Origin of the sequence: Arthrobacter sp. LjRoot78 (genome assembly GCF_964254335.1) — a bacterium.
GTDB lineage: Bacteria > Actinomycetota > Actinomycetes > Actinomycetales > Micrococcaceae > Arthrobacter.
Window position 1 is genome coordinate 1,930,620 of the sequence record NZ_CAXUTG020000001.1, and the last position, 20,189, is coordinate 1,950,808.

Here is a 20,189-nt window from a genome sequence, read left to right on the forward strand (position 1 = left end):
ATGCTGAATTTCGTTCCCGGAAGTCCGCTAGGAGCCCTGCTCCCGCATCTGGACCGAATGCCAACGTATGGCTCGCCCATTACTGATAGTGAACCGATCCGGGATCTCGTATCAGATAGTGCTTCCGATGGTCGATAGACCACGTAGCTCCAGTTCGCGCCGGCCATGGGACGCCGATAAACAGGAGCCATGAAGGATTCCAAGCCCGTTCCGATGGGTAATGCTCGGGGCCCGGACGCAGTGTGCTTTGGGAATAGAAATCGGATGCGGAGCGCATTCTTGACGGCGTGGCAGCGATTACGAAACGGGCAAAGGGAAGTGTGGACAGTGTCCACACTTTTCGCCTCGGACCGGCTAGTACTGCTGCCGGATTGGCCTGGATTCCGCATGTTTCCGCGACCTCCCAGTGTTTGCAGGCGTTGGAAGACATTTCGAGTCCCACCTCGGGCACGCATGACCCCTCGTCAGAGGGGTTTTTGCTTTAATGTGTGGACATTGACCCTCCGCGGGTCCCTCTGACACTGGCTGCGGTCTGGGCTTGGCGCCGCGATCGCCTGTTCGGTTGTGTGGGTGGCGGGATCAGAGCCCTGGCTGGTGGGCCCTCTGCTTGCTGGGATGTGGGCGACTTGGTCTCCTATCTGGCTGTTCCGATGGCCAGCTGTTGGCCGTCAATCATTCATGGCCGGGAGTTGTGGTGACGACATGACAAGCCGAATTTTCTTCGAGGTATTTCCTCGGAAAGCTGCTTTTGTGCGAATCAGGTAGAGTCCGCTCATCGCGTATTTGTCCGGCCAAAGGGGTGTGCACATTGTGCACACGTTTGTGTGCGGGCGGCTCGTCTACCGGCATTTGTCCCTTCCTCATGGTGCTGCCTTCACTACTTCATGAAGTTCTCTGTTTCAGGCGACATGACTTTGCGGCTTAGACCGTCGGTGTCATTGGACGTTCCGGGTTCAGCGGGAACGTCTTTGGGGGTATCTGTGGCTGTGGCGTCCGATGCGTCGATAGAGTGCAGGTGTGTGGGATCCGGACTCTTCTTCCGGGGCCGGTCCTGGTTTGGTTGATCAGTGCGACCTGTCCATAGTTGGACGCGGCTATCGTCTTCCTCCCATGCATAGGGTCAGTGCCGTTCCCGTCAAGAAACGCGTCCCGAGCAGATTTGCGGTAGACGACGCGGCTGCTGCGCCTCTCAGAGACGGGCCCGTCACCGGCGGACATTGCGCTGAACACGGCGACGAGCACTATGGCCTCGTGAAACAAAGTAGTCGGCCGCTGCGGGCACCGGACGTGTCTGTCAGATTTGTGCGCCGTTCTGATACACGGAGTCACCGCTGGGTTGAGGGGCCGGAGTGCAACTTGGGGAACCGGGAGCGGTTCAACGTTTCGCGAGGAAATAAGCGACGGAGACATCTCACGTGTTTAAGATGTCAAGCAGCGAGCTCCGCGGGTGGGGTGAAGGCTGTGGTTTCGTCGAAGCGGGTGCCGGTGGTGAGGCAGTGGTGGAGTTGGCCGAGGAGGCGGTTGAAGAGGTTGCGCTGGGCTGCTGCGTGCCAATCCCCGGCTGCGCGGCGGCGCTGGTAGTGGGCTCTGGCGCCTGGGGATCCGGTGAGGGCAGACAGCGCCCACATGTAGCCGACGGTGCTGAGGCGGTCGTTCTTGACGAATCTGCGGCCGACGAATTTCTTCTTGCCGGAGGCTCTGGTGATTGGTGCGGAGCCGGCGTAGGCCTTCAGGGCGCGGGCGTCTGCGAAGCGGTTTCTGTCATCTCCGATCTCGGCCAGGAGCCGGGCCCCGAGCTGGTTGCCGATCCCGGGGAAGCTGAGCAGGATCTGGGCATCAGGGTGGTTGAGGAAGGCTTCCTCAACTGCGGTGCCGAGCTGGTCGACGCTCTGGCAGGCGGCGTCGAGGAGGAGCAGCAGACCGGCAGCCTGTTGGCCCATGGCGTCTTCCACGGCTTGGGCCTGGCGGGCGTGGTCACCCCGAAGGATGGTCTTGATCCGCTGGGCCTGGGCAGTGATGCCGCGGGAGCGTCCCGCGCGGCGCAGGGCAGTTTCGATCCGTGCGGTGCTGAGGCGTGCGGCCGTGTCGGGGGTGGGGGCGATGCGCAGCAGTTCCCTTATTTCGGGGCGGGCCAGGCCGTTCTGCCAGACGGCGCCAGCCTGAAGGAGGGCGGGGTAGAACTGGCGGAGCACGGAGCGGAGCTGGTTGGCGGTTTGCTGGCGTGCCCAGACCGCGTCCTGCTGGGCGCGGGCCAGGACGGTGATCGCCCTGGCCTGCTCGGTGTCGGCCGGCAGGGGGCGGTGGGCGTGGGCGTCGGTGCGAAGGATGTTCGCCAGCACCAAGGCGTCGCCGGGATCGGACTTTTTCTTCGAGACCCCGTGCCTGTCGCGGTAGCGTGCGGCCGAGAGCGGATTGACCGCGTAGATCTTCCGGGTGCCGGCGCGCAGGGCGGCGACGAGCAGGCCCTGGCTGGTTTCGATCGCTACCGGGACAGGGTCCTGGGGTGTGTCCCCGTGTTCGGCGAGCAGTTCCATCAGGTCCCGGTAGCCTGCGGCGTCGTCGGTGATCCTGCGTTTGGCCAGCAGATCGCCGGCGCTGTCGATGATGGCAATGTCATGGTGGCCCTCGGCCCAGTCGATCCCGCAGTAGATGTCCAATCTGTACTCCTCGCAGTCAAGGTGTGTTCTGTTCCCGGGGTGTGCCAGTTCGGATCACGCAGCGCCCTAATTCCAAGACTCGAAGGTCTGCCATCTCACCAGCCGTTCGTGAAACGAGTCCACTTCGGGCGCCCCGGTCTAACCAAGAGCTCCACGGCTCCCGGAGAAGGAAGGGGTCATCCCGCAGCCTGCACGCCACCACGAGAATCAAGTACCACGCCAACAGTCGGGGGTTCCGCTGCCACGCGGGCGGCGGAACCTGGCCGGCAAAAACCAGGAGGCATCTGCCGGCCCGGTTCGGGGTTCTGCAGCGTCAATCTGCCACTGGTACGCGCCGCTCTCCGTCGAGGGTTCAAGGACCCAAGAGCGCCGAAGGCGTTGCAGCAGCGCTGCGCCGCGGAACCCCGAAAACAGCTCCCGGCAGGCCAGCCGATCTGACTCTGCGGGAAGCTACTTGCGATCGCTTCCAGCCGGGGTGACCGCCCGGCCAATTCAGAATTCTGCGGAGGGGCACCAGCGAACGCGCCGCTCTGCGTCGAGGATTCCAAGATCCAAGAGCGCCGAAGGCGTCACCACCGATGACTCCACCGCAGAACCCCACCAAGACAGCTCCGGAAGAAACCAACATCTGGCCCCCTGGAAGCCGCTTAACAACGAATTAGGAGCGCCGAACGAAACGTTGGATCGTGAGCGGCGCGCAGCGCCCTGGTTGCGTGGAGGACCCGCCCAGCGATGATGGGGATCAGAACGACAAACAGCGAAGTTGCTTCTGGTCGTTCATGGAGGTGGGGGAGCGGGGCGGCATGACGTCTTGGAAGCCGGTATCCAGTGAGCTCTGCTGACATGAACGTAGGTGCCCCGAGCGGGAGCTGAACCCGGACTCCTCCGATCCCGCGGGCGCTGATCGAACAGCATGAGCTCGGTCGCGAGACCAAGAGGAAGCACGCGTGCGGTGGCTTCGCGATTGCCGTGGTGGAGTGACGCCATATGGGACTGTCCGCCTCAGGCTCGCTCAGGTGCTAACAACGGGGTCGAGCTGACGGCGCGCGAGCACATGCGCATGCACAACTGGGGAAGGTGCGTCATGGCTGAAATCAATGCGGTGCTGGCCGGACTGACGGCGGAAGAACTCGAGGAGACGTCGCAACTGGGCGGAAGGGGCACCTGGGGCGGCAACTGATCGATGCGCTTGACCGCTCCGCAGGCGGTTCTGATGCCTGCAAAGACCTCGGCGACCGCATCTTCCAAACCCAGAGCCAAAGGCTAAAGCAGGCTCCCAAAGGATAGGCCGCTGAACGGCTGGCATGGACGCTTCTCCCACGGGTTTCCGGGGAATTTTGGAACGCCGATATTGAGCCTTCCGTCAACCTACGGCGACGGCGATGTTCGGCAGGGGAACGGAGCACGACAACGTTACCCGAACTTAGCTAGGCCTCAGCGATTTCCGGTACCACGGCGCGAAGAACACCCAGGTAATCATTGTGCACGTCTACCCGATGCCGGCGGGAACCGACCGGCGTCCACTGATGACGCCACTCGCCTTAGTTGCGACCGTGAAGGAGGGTCCTCATCCTTGGCCACCTCCTAGAGCTGCCTGCCCCCCGGTCCCAGTCCGCAGCCGGGCTTTTTCATCGTCCGGCACACCGTCGTCTACTCTGGAGCGTGGTGCTGCGGTCAGTTTGCCGTGTTCCAACACTACTCAGCGTTTGCTCATGAGACCTTAGTCGATGCGGGAACGTCGGGTAAGCGGCTGAAGGGTCTTCCCGGACGCCTTGCGAAGGCGTATTGCTTTTCGTTCCTTCAGGCACTGCCGCCAAGCAGCAATTGGCAGCAGCACCAGAATGACGGCGGGGAGGATCAGCTCGGCCACAGTGACGGGTTCACTCACGTACACCAGGCCAGCGAGGCTCAGGAATCCATACACGAACATCGTGACCGAGATGAGTGTGATCAGGATAGCCAGGAAGAGTATCCCGCCAGCGGAGGTGTAGGGCTTGATACCGATGTAGTTGGGTCCCTTGTTTACCCCGTGCTCCTCCACAGTGAGCCCGTGCTTCTCCGCCTCGATCTCAGCCTGTCGCGCGTAATATCCCTGGCGGCCGCGTGAGGGCTCTTCCGGTTGACCGGTCATCTGCGGGTGACTCCTCGCTTTGTGTTGAGACAACGTGATCCCTGAGATCACCTTCCTCCCGAGCCTACATCGGTGGCTCGGGGAGCAAGTGACCGCCGGCTCATCCTATGCGACACCGACCGCATTAATGCCGATAACCGACGTTCCGTCAAGCTATCGCGGCTCCGGCTGCCATGATGGTTGGACTCTGAAAGCTCACAAAAGCAGTTGTTCGCACCGACCGGGAACCTAGTCGGAATGGTTGCCAGGAGTTAGCGGATTCAGGGTTCCACGGAGGCGTAGTTGGCCTTTGATCCTGGTGACTGCGGGTTCTGGGTGATCTCCGTTGATGAGGTCCAGCAGTATTCCAGCCGCGCGCGCGCCCATTTCGGCGAGTGGGGGAGCGAACGTCGTAATCCCGGGTCCCCAGATTTCGAACCAGTCGGGATCGCCGTACCCTGCCAGAGCCAAGTCGTTGGGAATGCTGATCCCGGCCTCCCGTGCTGTCCTTAGGACGCCCATAACGAGCCGGCTACTCAGTGGAAGGATGGCCTGGGGCGGGTCAGCCAGCAGCGTGCGCATGGCACGGGCGCCGCCTTCGGCCGTAAATTCGGTGAACACTACGCGGAGGCGTTTTCCGGTTGCTGCGTTTTCGTCGAAGCCGGCCTCTTGTGTGGCGGTCTTGAAGCCCGCGAGCCTGTCACGGCTTGTGCTGTAGATGTCGGGGCCGACGATGGCGGCGATGTCGGTGTAACCGGCGTCGATGGCCAGCTGGGTGAGTTCTTTGACGCCGTTGAAGTCGTCGCTGACCACGGCCGGGACGTTCCGTCCGCTGTAGCGGTTCAGCTCGACTACGGGGACGGGGGACGGCTGGGTGGCGGTGGCTCCGGAAGGGACGTGCACGACGCCGTCGACGCGGCGGGCGGCCATTTCCTGCAGGGCTTCCTGCTCACGTCCCGGGTCGTTGCCGGTGGTTGCGACGAGGAGGTGGTGGCCGGCGGCGCGGAGTACTTCCTGGAGGACTTCGGCGCTGGCGGTGTAGAACTCGTTGGTCATGTCGGGGACGATGAGCCCGACGCTTCTGGTACGGCGTTCCCGTAGGGCGCGTGCGGTGGCGTCGGTGGTGTAGCCGAGTTCTCGGGCGGCTTCCAGGACGCGTGTGCGTGCGTCGCCGCCGACGGGGCCTTTGCCGCTGAGGGCGCGGGATGCTGTGCCGTACCCGACCCCGGCGGCTCGGGCGACGTCCGTGAGTTTGACCATGAGTCCATCCTATTGGCGGGGTCGGGTACGGCAGCGGTTATGGCAGGGACAGTCCGATGGCGGAGCCTATGCCGATGACGGTGAGGAGGATCAGCGGGATGGTGACCAGGTCGGCCACGACGCCGGTTTTGATCATGCGGAGCATCGGCACATAGCCGGAGCCGTACACGATGGCGTTCGGGGGAGTGGAGACGGGGAGCATGGCCCCGGCGTTGCCGCCGAAGATGGCTGCCATGGCGGGGATGAGCGGGTCGACGCCGATTGCCAGGGCGATCGGGATGATGATGGGGACCACGATGCCGACGCTGGCGGTGTTGCTGGTGGTTTCGGAGATCACCATGCCGAGGACGACTGCGACGAGGCAGAGCAGCAGGACGCTGTTGACACCGGTGACGTCTGCGACGGCGGTGCCGATGGTTTCGGCGAGGCCGGTGGCTTTCATCATGGCCCCGACGGTGAGTCCCACGCCGACCAGGATGACGGTTCCCCAGTCGATCTTGGCAGCTTCGCTCCATTCGAGCGTCGGAGTCTTCGTCGCTGTGGGGATGAGGAACAGCAGGCAAGCGAGCAGGACGACGACGGATCCCTCGTTCAGGTGGGAGGCGATCGTCTTGATGACGGCGTTGGTGATGTCGAATGTTGTGACGACTGCCGGGAAGGTCCAGAGCAGGACTGTGAGGGCAAAGACGAATGCGACGATCTTTTCTCCACGGGTCATGGGACCGAGTGCGTCGTATTGCCGACGGAATGATGCTGTGCCGTTGGGGATGTGGTGGGTTTCGGGTTTGTTCATGAGTACCAGGGCGATGAACATGAGGGTCCCGAGGCCCAGGACATAAGGGCCGGAGATGGAGACCCAGTCGAAGAGCGGGATTTGGTAGCCGGTCATCTGTTCGACGGTGCCGCGGCCGATGACGTTGGCGATACCCGTGACGGGAGTGAGGACCGAGCCGACGCCGGCCCCGTACGCGATGGCCAGCATAAGCATGCAGGAGAACCGGGTCTGGTAGCTCTTGCGGCCGCTGGCCGGGTCGTGGATGAGGTCCCCGACGGTGCGGACGACGCCGATACCGATAGGGAGGAGCATGGCGGCGGTCGCGGAGGCCGAGACCAGCATGGCGAGGAGGGTCGCCACGACCATGAAGGCGAGTGCGGTCAGGTGGGTGCTGTCACCGACTCGGGGGAGGGACAGGACGCGGAGGGCGAACCGGCGGTCCAGGCCGTGGACGGTCATGGCACGGGCGAGGATGAAGGCCCCGATGACCAGGAACACGGTGGGGGAGCCGAAGGCGGAGTAGACCTCTGAAGGGGACCCGACGCCCAGGAGTACCAGCAGGGCGATGCCGATCAGCGCTGTTGCGGGGATGGGGATGGTCTCGGTGATCCAGAACAGGACGATGAAGCTCAGGACCCCGAGCATGGCCCGCTGTTCCCATGGCAGTTCCTGGGGCAGGAAGAGGGCAAGTGCCATCAATGGCAGCGCGGCCCAGAGGCCAGCGCGTGCCCGGAGGTAGTCGAAGCGGCTGCCCTCTCCGACATCGTTGTGCGTGGCTACTTCTGTTGCGCTCATGCGGGGTCTCCTTCGGCTCCGCTGGGGGCTGTTGCCAGGTCAGCAATGGGAGGGCAGGCAGCCTGAAGAGGGGTGTGCGAGTGCCAGATGCTGACGGCAGTCTTGCAGATGGAATCCGCTTCGCCAAGGTAATCGCGGGCCTGGACGAGGGATTCGGGGAGCAGCTCTGACATGCCCTGCTCCGTCGCCACGGCGCGGAGGGCGTCGCTGAGTACGGTGCCGGTTTCCCGGGCGCGTGTGGAGGCTGCGTAGAGGAGGTCGTGGGCGTCTTCGCGGCCGACCTTGTCGGCGAGCTGGATCATTTGGGCTTCGGCGAGGACCAGGCCGCCGTCGAGTTCCATGTTCCGGCGCATCCGGTCAGCATCCACGCGCATGCCATCAACGATGACCAACGTTTCACGCAGCGCGCTTCCGGCCAGCGAGGCGAGCTGGGGGATGACCTGCCATTCGATCTGCCATTCGCCGGCGCTGCGTTCATGGCCTGCTTCCTGGATGCGGGCCAGGGATGATGCAAGCGCCCCCGCCGTTCCCGAGAGCCCGATCACCAGTTCCGAGGAAATCGGGTTGACCTTCTGAGGCATGGTGGAGGACGCGCCCCGGTGAGGGGAGTATGGCTCGAAGACTTCGGCGATCTCGGTGCGGGACAGATCCACGATGTTCCGGGCAAACTTCGCGCACGAGGCGGTGATCGTCACGCAGAGCCAGCCGAACTCCGCCAGGCTGTCACGTTCTACATGCCAGGGCACGTCCGTGTCCTCGAGGCCGAGAAGTTCCGCGACACGGGTCCGCAGGGCCGCGGACTGCGGGCCGTAGGCGGCAGAGGTTCCGCCGGCGCCGAACATCGAGATAACGGCGATGCGGGGGATTGCCTGCGCGATGCGCTCCCGCTGCCGTGTGAACTGGTTGAGCATTGTTGCCAGTGTTGCGCCGAACGTTGTCGGGACCGCCTGCTGGGCGTGGGTCCGGCCAGCCATAACGGTCCCGCTGTGGGCAAGGACCTGCTCGGCAAGACGGTCGCCCAGGCGCTCCAGGTCCTCGTCCAGGAGCCTGAGGGAGCGCTGGAGCTGCAGGGCAAGGCCGGTGTCCATGATGTCCTGCGTGGTTGCGCCATAGTGCACGCGGCCGTTGGCGCCCTCGGGCAGTGCGGCGGCAATTTCACGGACCACGCCCAGGATCGGATAACCCACATTTCGTGCGGAGGACCAGAGGCGGTCGGGGTCGATGTTGGAGGGGACAGCGGCTTTGGCGATGGCCTGGGCATCATCCCGGGAAATAATGCCCAGTTCGCCCTGGGCCAGGGCAAGCGCCCTTTCGGCGGCAAGCCAGGACTCGATGGCTTCCGCCGGAGAAAAGAGCTCGGCCTGTCGGGTGTCGCCGACAAGGTGCATGAGCAGTGAGAAAGGAGTGGAGGTCAACGTTGGCCTGCTTTCAAGTTGCGCCGTTGCAGTGGATTCGAATCCACTGTCGGTCGGACATATATGCACGAGGGAAGAAGTGGATTCGAATCCATTAGAGAGTAGATGTTGGATGTTGTCAAGATCACAGCGCCGCTCAGTGTGAAAAATTGTCGTGGCATTGGTGCTGACCGCAACGTCCTGAGCGGCCTCGCCCGATGCCTGGATCCCCAGCTTCAGTACTCACTGAGTCCACTACATAGGAGACTCATTTGCTCTCCCTGGGCCTGTCTTAAGTCGTTCCACCCCAACGCCGATACCCACGTTTCGTCAGGTTGATGCGTGGACTGGTGCGGCCTTGGATCCCGTCATCCACCAAGTGTGTCGGCGCGCTTTCTTGGTTTTGTACGTCTAACCAGGAGGGCGCTGCCCGTCCGGGGGATCCTGCACCTGCCGGGTGCACGCCTCCGATACAGCTGAGACCGGTTTGCTGCGAAGCAAGTTGGCAGAAGCGTTTTGGCCTAGTCATGTGGATGTGGGCCCAGAAGCTCATGAGATGGGTGAATGACGTGTCGTCACATGAAGATCTTCATCGTTGGCCGTTTGCGTCAGCCGTTGAGTGCTCCCTCCCAAGCGGCAAGCCTCACCCGGGACGTGGGGCCGGGGGCGAACCCAGGCATCGTCGCAGTGTTGCCAACCAAAGATAAACCGCTCTCCCTCAGTGGGGGAGCGCGGTTGGCGGTGTGGGCTGGCGGAGAAGGGGCGAATTTGGGGTGTGGTCAATGTCCACACTTTGGACCTCTGAATGGGCCGTACAGGGGTTGGATCGGGCCGGATTCCGCATGTTTCCAGGACTTCCCAGTGATTGAAAGGGTTGGACGACTGAGGTGGTGGAAGTTGGGGCCGACGTTCCGGGACAAAATGCCCGAGGCCGTGTCTCTCGTATTGCCCCAACTGCCGCCGTCGAATTCCCCGCCGCGTAGACGCCGCGGAGCTGGAGCGCCTGCTGCCCTCCGCCTGGAAAGGAAGGCCCATGAATTGTCTGGTTCGCTACCTGGGACTGCTGTTTCAGCTGTCCCGTACGTGGGACCTGGCGTCATGAGAGGCGGAGTTGAGGGAACCCATAATGACATTGACATCGTCCGCCTGGGTGGGCTGGTACGAGGAGGACACCGCGGGCTAATCCACCCTAGAGATCGAGATGGTCCGCGTGCTCAAGCAGCCTGGACACCGCGTAGCCGATGACCAGGCCCCAGAACGCGGCGTGGATGTTGAAAAGGTTCAGACCTGAAATGGTGACCACGAATGTCACCAGTGATCCCAGCGTGAAGGCAGAGGCGAAAGCCGTGACAAACGCCTGTTGAAGGGCCCGCAGCATCGCGATGCCGCCCAGGGTGAGAACGAACTCCTTGGGGGTGGCGAGCATCAGCCTCGTGAGCAAGGGAGCCAGCACGGCGAAGGCAACGGCCAGCAGGCCGTAGACGACGGCGGCCGAGTACTGGCGCTTTTTGGTTCCCGAGGACGTTAACAGGGCATTGGTAGGGCCCGTGACGCACGCTGAAACGGCGCCGAATGAAGCATTGAGCACCGAAAACGCCCCGGACGCCACTGCAAAGACGTTAACGGGCGGATGATGGCCTGCGGCACGGAGAACCGCGATGCCCTGCCCATTCTGAACAAACAACACGGTCAGGGCCAGGGGAATAACCAACTCGAGCTGGGCCGCCCAGGTGAAGTTGGGAACTGTGAACACGGGTGCAGCCAGCAGGGGTCCCGCTTCTCCGAGGACGAACTGGCCGCTTACCGCCACAGCCACGCAGCCGGCCATCAAGGTACCGAGTACCGGCGGAAGGAGGCGTCCCAGGATCGGCACGGCAGTGAGCAGCAGGAATGATGCCACCATCGGGCCGGCAATGGCCGGATTGGATTGCGTCGAGGCAATAATGTCCGTGCCGAACTTAAGGAATACCGCGGCCACCATGGCCATGACGATTTGCATTGGCACCCGGGCCATGATTCGGCGGACCACGCCGCAGGCGCCCAAGGCCAGGATGAGTACGCCCGAGGTGAAAAAGGCTCCAACCACTTCCGCAAAGGACAGGTGCTCCAGGGACGGGCCCAGCAGGACCGTGCCGGGAATGGACCAGGCAAAGCCGAGGGGCTGACGATACAGCAGCGACATGACCAGGGTTGCTGCTCCGCCGGAAAATAATATGCCGAACACCCAGGACGCGAGCTGGGCTTCACTAAGTCCCCCCGCCGTTCCAACAGCCAGAGTTATAGCTATCGGGCCGGAAGCGGAGAAGATGAGGCCGATCACCCCGTTGGAAATATAAGGCAAGCCGAGGTCACGGAAGACCTGTCGCACGCCTGCGGGACGGAAACCCGGGCGTTCCAGCAGGGGCTGGCGTACATGGGCCGCAGCAGTTTCCGTTTCGAGGACGGCGGGCGGGTTCTGGCGGGATTGTGGCATGTCGGCTCCTGACAACGGCAGCACAAGTTACGGGCGCCCCGGAGGTGACCCTCCGGGGCGCCCTGTGGTGCCGGAGGCAACGGGCACCATTTGTGAGCGGTGGTTCTTACTTGTGCTGGCCTTCTTTGGCAAGGACGTAGTCATAGACCACTTCTTCGCCGGCGCCGCCATCCGTGCGCGGCTTGGGATCGAGCATGAGTTCAGGCTTGACTGCCGAGGCAATGTCGTCGGCGTTGTGGGGGTCGCCGGGGAAGTAGAGCTGCTGAGTTACAGGCTGGAAGCCGGGCGCCGAGACCTTGATGTGGATGTGCGCCGGGCGCCAGGCATGCCAGCCTGCCGCGCTGATCAGCTGCCCGCAGGCCCCGTCCGTGGGGATCTGGTACGGCGCCGGGCGCATCGTGTTGATTTCGAAGCGGCCGTCGTCGTCCGCCTTGACCGTTGCCCGGAAGAGCCATTCCGGCATGCCCGGCGCGTACTGGGAGTAGAACCCGGCGCTGTCGGCGTGCCAGATCTCCACCTGGGCATTCCGGATGGGATTGCCGTCCGTATCGGTGAAGCGGCCGCTGAAGTGCAGCGGGGTGCCCTCCTCGTCCTCACGCATTTCGACGGTGCCCGGGGTCTGGAGCAACGGGGAGCCCGGCACGTAGTAGGGTCCTTCGATGGTGCCCACAGTGCCGGGGCGGTCCTGGGAGTTGACGTCCTCCACGGTGTGCTCCAGCCACACGTCGAGGAACAGCGGCCATTCCCCGTCAGTTCCCACTTTGATGAGCCAGGCTTTGAGTGCGTTGTATTCCTCGTAGGTGACCTGGTGTTCGACGACGATATCGTTGGCGGCCTTGATGAGTGCCCCCGCCAGCAGGCTCACTCTTTCTTTCGGCACATCCAGGCGGGAGAGCTTGCCTGAGACGGTGAAGCGTTCGGTGGCCTTGGAGCCGGCTTCGACGGCAGTGCCTTCGTCCTCTTTGCGGGTGTCTGCTTGGGTCTCGGTCATGGTGATGTCCATACTCCTCTTTGAATAAGGGACAGGAAGTGCTCCTGTGCCATTGCGAAGGCGTGCGGCCGGACTTGCACCTGCCACCACGCGACCTCGGGTGATGTCCGTCTCATCGTAGGCTTCAAATAAGGACGCTACAAATATCGATTTAGCCTGTTTTCAGTCAAAAAGGCGACATAAAGACACCCTTGGTCGAACCTAGGTTTTTGCCTGATGTGAGAGCTGTCACGGTGGACAAGAATTACCTGACAACGTCCTGGGCGTTCCGCGACGCTAGCCGGACCACCCGCCCATCCGTCCAGCACTCTCCAATGAAGGAGCAGCCATGACCGAGAACATGACCCATGTCCGCGAGGTCCTTGCCGACGCCGTGATCGACGACCGTGAGAACGGCGTCATCCGGGCCAAGCGCGAGATTTTCACGGATGAAGAGATTTTCGAACTGGAGATGAAGCACATCTTCGAGGGCAACTGGGTTTACCTGGCCCACGAATCCCAGATCCCCAATGTGGGGGACTACTTCACCACCAACATCGGCCGCACTCCTGTCGTAATCACTCGCGACAAGGACGAAAAGCTCAATTGCATCGTCAACGCCTGCTCCCACCGCGGCGCGATGCTGTGCCGCCGCAAGACGGACAACCGCACCACGTTCACCTGCCCGTTCCATGGCTGGACCTTCAAGAACTCCGGTGAGTTGCTGAAGGTCAAGGACTCCCGCAACGCGGGCTACCCGGAGACGTTCAACAAAGAGGGCTCCCACGACCTCACCAAGGTTGCCCGCTTCGAGTCCTACCGCGGTTTCCTCTTTGGTTCCTTGAAGGCGGACGTGCTCCCGCTCGAAGAGCACCTGGGTGACGCCACCAAAGTGATTGACTCCATCGTGGACCAGTCCCCGGAGGGACTCGAAGTGCTGCGCGGCTCATCCACCTACACCTATGACGGCAACTGGAAGGTGCAGGCGGAGAACGGCGCCGACGGCTACCACGTGACCGCGGTCCACTGGAACTATGCTGCCACTACGGCCCGCCGCACCGCCGGAGACTCCGCGAACAAGACCAAGGCCATGGACGCCGGCAAGTGGGGCAAGGTCAAGGGCGGTTTCTATTCCTATGACCATGGACACCTGCTGCTGTGGCAGGAATGGACAAACCCGGAGGATCGCCCCCTGTGGGACCGCCGCGAGGAGCTCGTCGCCAAGTATGGCGAGGAGATGGCTAACTTCATGATCAATATTTCGCGGAACCTCTGCCTTTACCCGAACGTCTACATCATGGACCAGTTCTCCTCGCAGATCCGCCACTTCCGTCCCATCTCTGCGGACCAGACCGAGGTGACGATCTACTGCATCGCCCCGAAGGGCGAATCACAGGAGAACCGGTCCAAGCGCATCCGCCAGTATGAAGACTTCTTCAACGCCACCGGTATGGCAACCCCCGACGATCTCGAGGAGTTCCGGTCCTGCAACAAAACCTACTGGGCTACTTCTGCGCCTTGGAACGATATGACTCGCGGGTCCACCCACGAGATTACGGGCCCTGACGAGCAGGCCCAGGCGCTGGGAATGACCAGGGTCATCGCTTCCGGGGTACGAACCGAGGACGAGGGGCTTTACCCCATTCAGCACGGGTACTGGAAGGAAGTCATGGACCGGGCCCTGGCGGAGGAGGAGACCTCCGCACTGGACGCTGTTCCAGTCCGAGCCTGACCCAGAGCCCGCCGGAACCAGAGAGAGCGCAGAACCCATGACCAACCTGACCCAAACCGCCCCGGTCCTGAAGACCGCGGAGGAGATCGCAACCCTCGAGACCGTCCGGGCGTTCCTTTACCGGGAAGCCCGCCTGCTGGACGACCGCCAGTTCGATGAATGGCTTGAGTGCTACCACCCGGACTCCGAATTCTGGATGCCGGCGTGGGACGTCGACGACCAGCTGACGCAGGATCCCCAGAACGAGATCTCCCTTATCTACTACGACAACCGCGGCGGCATCGAGGACCGGGTGTTCCGGATCAAGACCGACCGGTCTTCTGCCACCTCCCTTCCCGAGCCGCGCACGGGCCACAACATCACAGACATCGAGGTTTTGGCGAACGACGGCGGCCAGGTCCAGGTGCGCTTCAACTGGTTCACCCTCTACTTCCGCTACAACACGACGGACACGTACTTCGGCACCAGCTTCTACACGATCGACCTTTGCGGCCCGGAGCCGGTGATCCTGAAGAAGAAAGTGGTCCTGAAGAACGATTACATCCACCACGTGGTGGACGTCTACATGATCTGACCTGCCGTGCGGCCCCCGGGAGTTCCCGGGCGCCCCACTGCAGGTCCCACACCCGTGCCCGCCGGGCACGGCAGAACTTTTCCCGGGTCGCTTTGAGGCGGCCCCAGCCAGGAGGAAACCATGGGCCACAAAGTTGCCCTCAGCTTCGAAGACGGCGTCACCAAAGTCATCAAGGTCGGCGACTACGAAACCGTGATGGACGCCGCGTACAAGGCCCGCATCAATATTCCGTCGGATTGTCGTGACGGCGCATGCGGTACCTGCAAGGCCTTCTGCGATTCGGGCTCCTTCGATCCGGGCGACTACATCGACGACGCCATGACGGAGGAAGAGCTCGACAAGGGCTACATGCTTACCTGCCAAGCGATTCCCGAGTCTGATCTGGCCATTCAAATCCCCGCCACGTCCGAATCGGCGAAAACCGGAGCCAGTTCCTTCACTGCAACTGTGAAGGAACTCAACAAGCACTCGGAAACCACGGTTTCGTTTACCTTGGAGGTGGAAAACCGGGAGGCCCTTGCCTTCCTGCCGGGCCAGTACGTCAACATCAAGGTCCCCGGAACCGACGCGGAGCGTTCCTATTCGTTCAGCAGCGGCCCCGAGGTTCAGGACTCCTCATTCATGGTGAGGGTGACGCCACAGGGTGCGATGTCCGAGTACCTGCGCGATCGCGCGGCAGTGGGAGACGCCATCGGATTCACGGGCCCCTACGGATCGTTCTTCCTGCGTGAACCCAAGCGACCCCTGTTGCTCCTGGCTGGAGGTACCGGCCTGGCGCCGCTCCTGTCCATCCTCGAGAAGCTTTCCGAGAACCCGGCGTCGGTACCGGTCCATCTGATTTATGGCCTGACCCGTGAGGCGGATATCGTTGGCCTTGAGTGGCTGCGGGACTATGAGGCGAAGCTGCCCGGATTTACGTGGGACTACATTGCTTCCGAACCTGGCACGTCGGCTCCCCACACGGGCTATGTCACCCAGATCATCGAGCCAAAGCATCTGAACGACGGCGATGTTGACATCTACCTGTGCGGACCCCCTCCCATGGTCAACGCCGTGTCGAAATGGCTGGACTCCGAGGGCATCAAGCCCGCCAACTTTTACTTCGAGCGCTTTGCCCCGAAGGAAACCACCGGCGGCGACGCGGAAACAGGTGCGCCGGCAGCCGCCGAGAAGATTGCGGCCGACGGCGACACGATGAGCCGCAGTGAGGCCGTTTCGTCCCTGGAGACCGGCCGGCTGGATTTCCGTAAAGAGGACAGCTTCGCACAGCTTGACGCGCGAATGGGCCTGGAACTCGCAGTGAGCGAACTGATGGTGGGCCGCCTGAGCGAGGAGCAGCTGCACCAGTTCCGCCGCCTCGCCGAGGCAACCAAGCGCTCTGTAAATGCCGGCACAATCCAGGAACCGGAAGAGTTCGCGCGGACTAATGAGGAGTTCCACGAATACCTCTTCATGGTCTGCGACAACCCCATGCTGCTCGAGTCCTACCGCCGGCTGGACGTCCACGCGCAGATGGCGGCGGCCTTCGAAACGGGCACCAGGATTTTCGAGCGGGTCATACAGGACCATCTTGATGTCGTCGACGCTTTTGAGCGCCACGACAAAGCACGGGTCCGGGAGGTCATCATGGCCCATGCCCACGATGCCAAGGAAACCATGGCCGGCGCCATCGACGCCAAGGCCGGCCGCTGATGTCACAGCCGTATGCCGGACAGTTCGTTACTCCCGGCCGGTACGCCGGCAAGGTAGTTCTAGTAACGGGTTCCGCCCAGGGGATCGGCCAGAAGGTGGCCGAGCGCATCGGTGCCGAGGGCGGCGCCGTCGTCCTCGTAGACCGGGCCGAGTTGGTCCATGAGGTGGCGAGCGGGATCCAGGAGGCGGCACAGGGGACCGGTTCAGGTGGCTCGGCCACCTCGGTGACTGCGGATCTGGAGACCTTCGCAGGAGCACAGCGGGCCGTGGACGCGGCACTGGCCGCTTACGGCCGCGTGGATGTGCTGGTTAACAACGTCGGCGGCACCATCTGGGCGCGTCCCTACGAAGAATATGACGAAGACAAGATCGAGAAGGAGATCCGGCGCTCCCTCTTTCCCACCTTGTGGACCTGCCGGGCGGTTCTGCCGGCCATGCTCCAGCAGGGCTCGGGCACCATCGTCAACGTTTCCTCGGTGGCCACGCGCGGCATGCATCGCGTGCCGTACGCGGCAGCGAAGGGCGGGGTCAATGCGCTGACCCAGTCGCTGGCGATGGAAGTGGGCGGGCGCGGCATCCGCGTAGTGGCCGCAGCACCCGGAGGCACCGAGGCGCCGCCACGCCAGGTTAAGCGCGGGCCGGAGGCCGAATCCTCCACCGAGAAGGCCTGGTACCAGGTAATCGTTGACCAGACCGTGGATTCGTCCTTCATGAAGCGCTACGGGACTTTGGACGAACAGGCCGCACCCATCGTGTTCCTCGGATCAGACGAAGCGTCCTACGTCACCGGCAGCATCCTCCCGGTCGCTGGCGGGGACCTGGGCTGAGCTCACGGTGATGGATGTCCGCCGTCAGGTCCGGCCGGCCGGCTCCGGTAGAGTTGCGGCCATGACGGCGGGCTCCATGCAAGGCGATACTGCGGAGGGCTTTCCCCTGGTCGGCCGGTCAGGGGTCTTTGAGGAACTGCTGGGCATTCTCCGCACGGTTCGCAAGGGCAAAGTGGGCGCAGTAGTGATCACCGGCCCGTCCGGTTCCGGGAAGACCGCCGTGCTGGAGTCCTTTCTTGAGCACTGCCGCACTGTGGCCCGCGGTGTCCGGGTGTTGTCCGCCATGGGCGATGAATGGGAGGCACAGTTTCCGCTCGCGGGTTACTCCCAGCTCATGCTCACCTCGCCGCTGCGCTCGGCAAAGGATTACGACGGCGGCCCTGCCCTGCCCGCGGGTCCGGTTGCGGCTCTCACCGCCGCCCAGGTGGTTAATTACGCTTCCACCCTCAGCACCCACCTCGAAGGGCTGCAGGCTCATGGCAGCGTAGTTGTAGCAGTCGATGACGTCCACAAACTCGATGTGGAGAGCCTGCGCATCCTCACCTTCGTCATGCGCCGGGTGTACGGAAAACGGATTTTGTTCGTGCTCACCCTCAACCCCGATGACGCTTTAAGCGTCCCCAGCGGCGTGCTTGACTTCCTCACCGGCCACCAAGTAGCCAGTATCCCGCTGGATCCGATAACCCCGCAGCAGGCTCAGGATCTCGCCCGGAGGATGTTCGGCCTCGACCTCAGCGCGACGGCGGCCCACGGCCTGGTCAGGCACACCGGCGGAATCGCGCAACCGATCGTGGAGCTGCTCCGTGAGCTGCCGGCGGAAACCTGGCAGACGTGGTTTCCCTCCCTGCCTCCGACGTCCCGCGTCCGCGCCAGGGTGCGAAGTGTCCTGGCAGCAGCGTCCCCGGGGCTGGTTGCTGTCGCGGAGGCAGCGTCGGTGCTCGGGCGGGCCGCCAGCATGGCAGAGGTTTCCCAGGTCAGCGGAGTGGACGCCATTATGGAGGCGCTCGACGAGGGGCACCGTGCCGGGCTGGTGGGGCTGTCTGTCGACCAGGCACGTTCCGCCGTTGTGTTCTTTGAATCAGGCACCGACGCAGCCGTCTATGAACAGATCGCTCCTAGCCGGCGCATTGGGCTTCATCGGCTGGCCGCTGAGGCCGTGCAACCCGAGGGCGAGAGGTTGGGCCACCGTGTGTCCGCCACACCCGGCGCGGACGAGGCCCTGGCCAAAGAGCTGGAAGATTTTGCCCGACGCCAAGCCCTCGTTGGAGCCTGGCAGGACGCCTCAACAGCATTGTTCTCCGCCTCCCGGCTTTCCGAGGACATCCGTTCCCGGAACGACAGGCTCCTGAGGGCCGTGGATGCTCTGGTGGGTTCCGGCAACATTGCCCAGGCCCAGATGTGGACGGCGGCGGTGGACGCACTGCCGCCGTCGCCGCTTCGCTCGTCCGTGTTGGGCTACCTCTCCACCGCGTCGGGACAGAATGACAGTGCCCGGAAGCAGTTGGAGATGGCCTGGCGCACCTCCAACCCGCAGCGTGATCCGGCCGCCGCCGCGCAGGTGGCGCAGCGCTTCGTCCTGCACGGCGTGGCGTCGTGGGACGGTCCGGTCATTACCATCTGGGCAGAACGGGCCATGGAACTTACCCAGCCGGGCACCCCCGCCCATATTGAATCAGAGGCCATCTACGGCCTCGGCCTGTACGCCCAGGGCCGGCTTTCCGAGGCGGAGGCTTCCTATCACCGGGCTTTTGAACATGCTGCCGAGAACGCCCAAAAACAACGGGTCCAGATGGGTGCGGGCTGGCTGGCGCTGCGGCTCGACAACGTTGAGACGGCGCTGGTGAACTTCGAGTCGGCGGCCCCCACTGAGTACCAGGGCGGCTCGATGCGGATTTCGCTTTGGGCCGAGGCCTGGCTGGCTCGCACTCACCTGGTACTCGGCAACTGGGATGCGGCGGCCGCCACCGTGGCGCGTGCATCCGTGCGGCTCGAGACTTCGCGGATGCCGCTGATCCGGCCCCTGCTCTATTGGACTGCAGCGGAGCTATGGTCCATGCGGGGAGACTGGGAGCGGGCCCGGTACTACGTTTCCCAGGCCGCAGTGCAGCCCGGAACATACCGTGCCATGCAGGTGCCCGCGAGCCTCGCCCGCGCCCGCTTCCACGAGGCCAGGGCGGATTATGAAGGGGCTTTGGCTGTCCTGCAGCCGCTGACGGAGCTGGACCCCTGGACCGAACACCGCGTGTCCTTCTGGCCCTGGCAGGACACCTATGTCAACGCCCTGGTCATGACCGACCAGCTCGACGCCGCCGACTCATTCCTTACGGCGTTCGAACGCGTGCCGCGCGAGCGGGAAGTGCCCTCGGATATGGCGCGGATGGCGTGGGCCAGGGGACGGCTCGTGGCTGCGCAGGGAGACCCGGACACTGCCAGGGAACATTTTGAGGCGTCTTTGGGGCACCTTAGGGGGCTCAACCGGCCGTATCTCCGGGCACGGATCAGTTTTGCCTTCGGCCAGAGCATGCGCCGGGCGGGCAAACGGCGCCTGGCCTCCTCGGTCCTGCGGGCCGCCCGTGACCTCTACGATTCCCTGGGGGCGGCCACGTATGTGGAACGGTGCGACCGGGAGCTGAAGGCAACAGGGCTCGACGTCGGGAGCCTGGCTGACCCTGCCGACCCCGTGCTGACCGCCGTCAGCGACCAGCACCTCCAGCTCACAGCCCAGGAACGCGCCGTGGCCGAACTGGTAGCGGGCGGCGCCACCAACAAGGAAGCGGCCCGGACCCTGTTCCTGGCAGAGAAGACCGTGCAGTACCACCTGACCCGGCTTTACCGGAAAATGGGAATCCGCTCCCGCAGCGAGCTCGCGGCCGTGTTCCGGGCCAGGGACTGATCCCGGAACACGGCCGGCCCTGGAGGCCTCGCGCCGG

The 20,189-nt window shown here is 63.5% G+C and carries 12 protein-coding genes; 5 read left to right on the forward strand and 7 right to left on the reverse strand.

Annotated features, from left to right (window positions below):
• Positions 1-1,427: 1,427 nt before the first annotated feature.
• The 7 genes from ACSQ1X_RS08885 to catA form a co-directional block, all read right to left on the reverse strand.
• Positions 1,428-2,705 carry an IS110 family transposase gene (locus ACSQ1X_RS08885; protein ID WP_436059300.1) on the reverse strand — a complete coding sequence of 426 codons (1,278 nt, stop codon included), beginning with the start codon at positions 2,703-2,705 and terminating at the stop codon, positions 1,428-1,430.
• A gap of 1,672 nt (positions 2,706-4,377) precedes the next feature.
• Entirely contained in the window at positions 4,378-4,788 is a 411-nt protein-coding gene (locus ACSQ1X_RS08890) for a hypothetical protein (RefSeq protein ID WP_436057376.1), read from the reverse strand.
• Between the two features lie 228 nt (positions 4,789-5,016).
• Complete coding sequence (locus ACSQ1X_RS08895; protein WP_436057377.1) at positions 5,017-6,027, reverse strand: LacI family DNA-binding transcriptional regulator; 1,011 nt, start codon at positions 6,025-6,027, stop codon at positions 5,017-5,019.
• Positions 6,028-6,064: 37 nt separating this feature from the next.
• Positions 6,065-7,597 (reverse strand): SLC13 family permease, encoded by a 1,533-nt coding sequence (locus tag ACSQ1X_RS08900; RefSeq protein ID WP_436057378.1) that lies wholly within the window; start codon positions 7,595-7,597, stop codon positions 6,065-6,067.
• Positions 7,594-9,012 (reverse strand): lyase family protein, encoded by a 1,419-nt coding sequence (locus tag ACSQ1X_RS08905; protein WP_436057379.1) that lies wholly within the window; start codon positions 9,010-9,012, stop codon positions 7,594-7,596. Before ACSQ1X_RS08905 ends, ACSQ1X_RS08900 begins: the two co-directional genes overlap by 4 nt.
• Before the next feature lie 1,168 nt (positions 9,013-10,180).
• Positions 10,181-11,464: a benzoate/H(+) symporter BenE family transporter gene (locus tag ACSQ1X_RS08910; protein WP_436057380.1), complete on the reverse strand. Its 1,284-nt coding sequence runs from the start codon at positions 11,462-11,464 to the stop codon at positions 10,181-10,183.
• A 106-nt stretch (positions 11,465-11,570) separates the two neighbouring features.
• Positions 11,571-12,467, reverse strand: coding sequence for a catechol 1,2-dioxygenase (gene catA, locus ACSQ1X_RS08915; RefSeq protein ID WP_436057381.1), 897 nt, complete (start codon positions 12,465-12,467; stop codon positions 11,571-11,573).
• A 316-nt stretch (positions 12,468-12,783) separates the two neighbouring features.
• On the opposite strand from catA, the gene benA reads away from it, so the two are divergent.
• The 5 genes from benA to ACSQ1X_RS08940 all read left to right on the forward strand — a co-directional run bounded on the left by benA (position 12,784) and on the right by ACSQ1X_RS08940 (position 20,152).
• On the forward strand, positions 12,784-14,166 hold the full coding sequence (gene benA, locus ACSQ1X_RS08920) for a benzoate 1,2-dioxygenase large subunit (RefSeq protein ID WP_436057382.1): 1,383 nt from the start codon (positions 12,784-12,786) through the stop codon (positions 14,164-14,166).
• Between the two features lie 37 nt (positions 14,167-14,203).
• Positions 14,204-14,740, forward strand: coding sequence for a benzoate 1,2-dioxygenase small subunit (gene benB / locus ACSQ1X_RS08925; RefSeq protein WP_436057383.1), 537 nt, complete (start codon positions 14,204-14,206; stop codon positions 14,738-14,740).
• A gap of 120 nt (positions 14,741-14,860) precedes the next feature.
• Complete coding sequence (gene benC, locus ACSQ1X_RS08930) at positions 14,861-16,432, forward strand: benzoate 1,2-dioxygenase electron transfer component BenC (RefSeq protein WP_436057384.1); 1,572 nt, start codon at positions 14,861-14,863, stop codon at positions 16,430-16,432.
• Positions 16,432-17,259 (forward strand): 1,6-dihydroxycyclohexa-2,4-diene-1-carboxylate dehydrogenase, encoded by an 828-nt coding sequence (locus tag ACSQ1X_RS08935; protein WP_436057385.1) that lies wholly within the window; start codon positions 16,432-16,434, stop codon positions 17,257-17,259. The genes benC and ACSQ1X_RS08935 overlap by 1 nt, the downstream gene beginning before the upstream one ends.
• 61 nt (positions 17,260-17,320) lie before the next feature.
• Positions 17,321-20,152 carry an AAA family ATPase gene (locus tag ACSQ1X_RS08940; RefSeq protein WP_436057386.1) on the forward strand — a complete coding sequence of 944 codons (2,832 nt, stop codon included), beginning with the start codon at positions 17,321-17,323 and terminating at the stop codon, positions 20,150-20,152.
• Positions 20,153-20,189 lie beyond the last annotated feature (37 nt).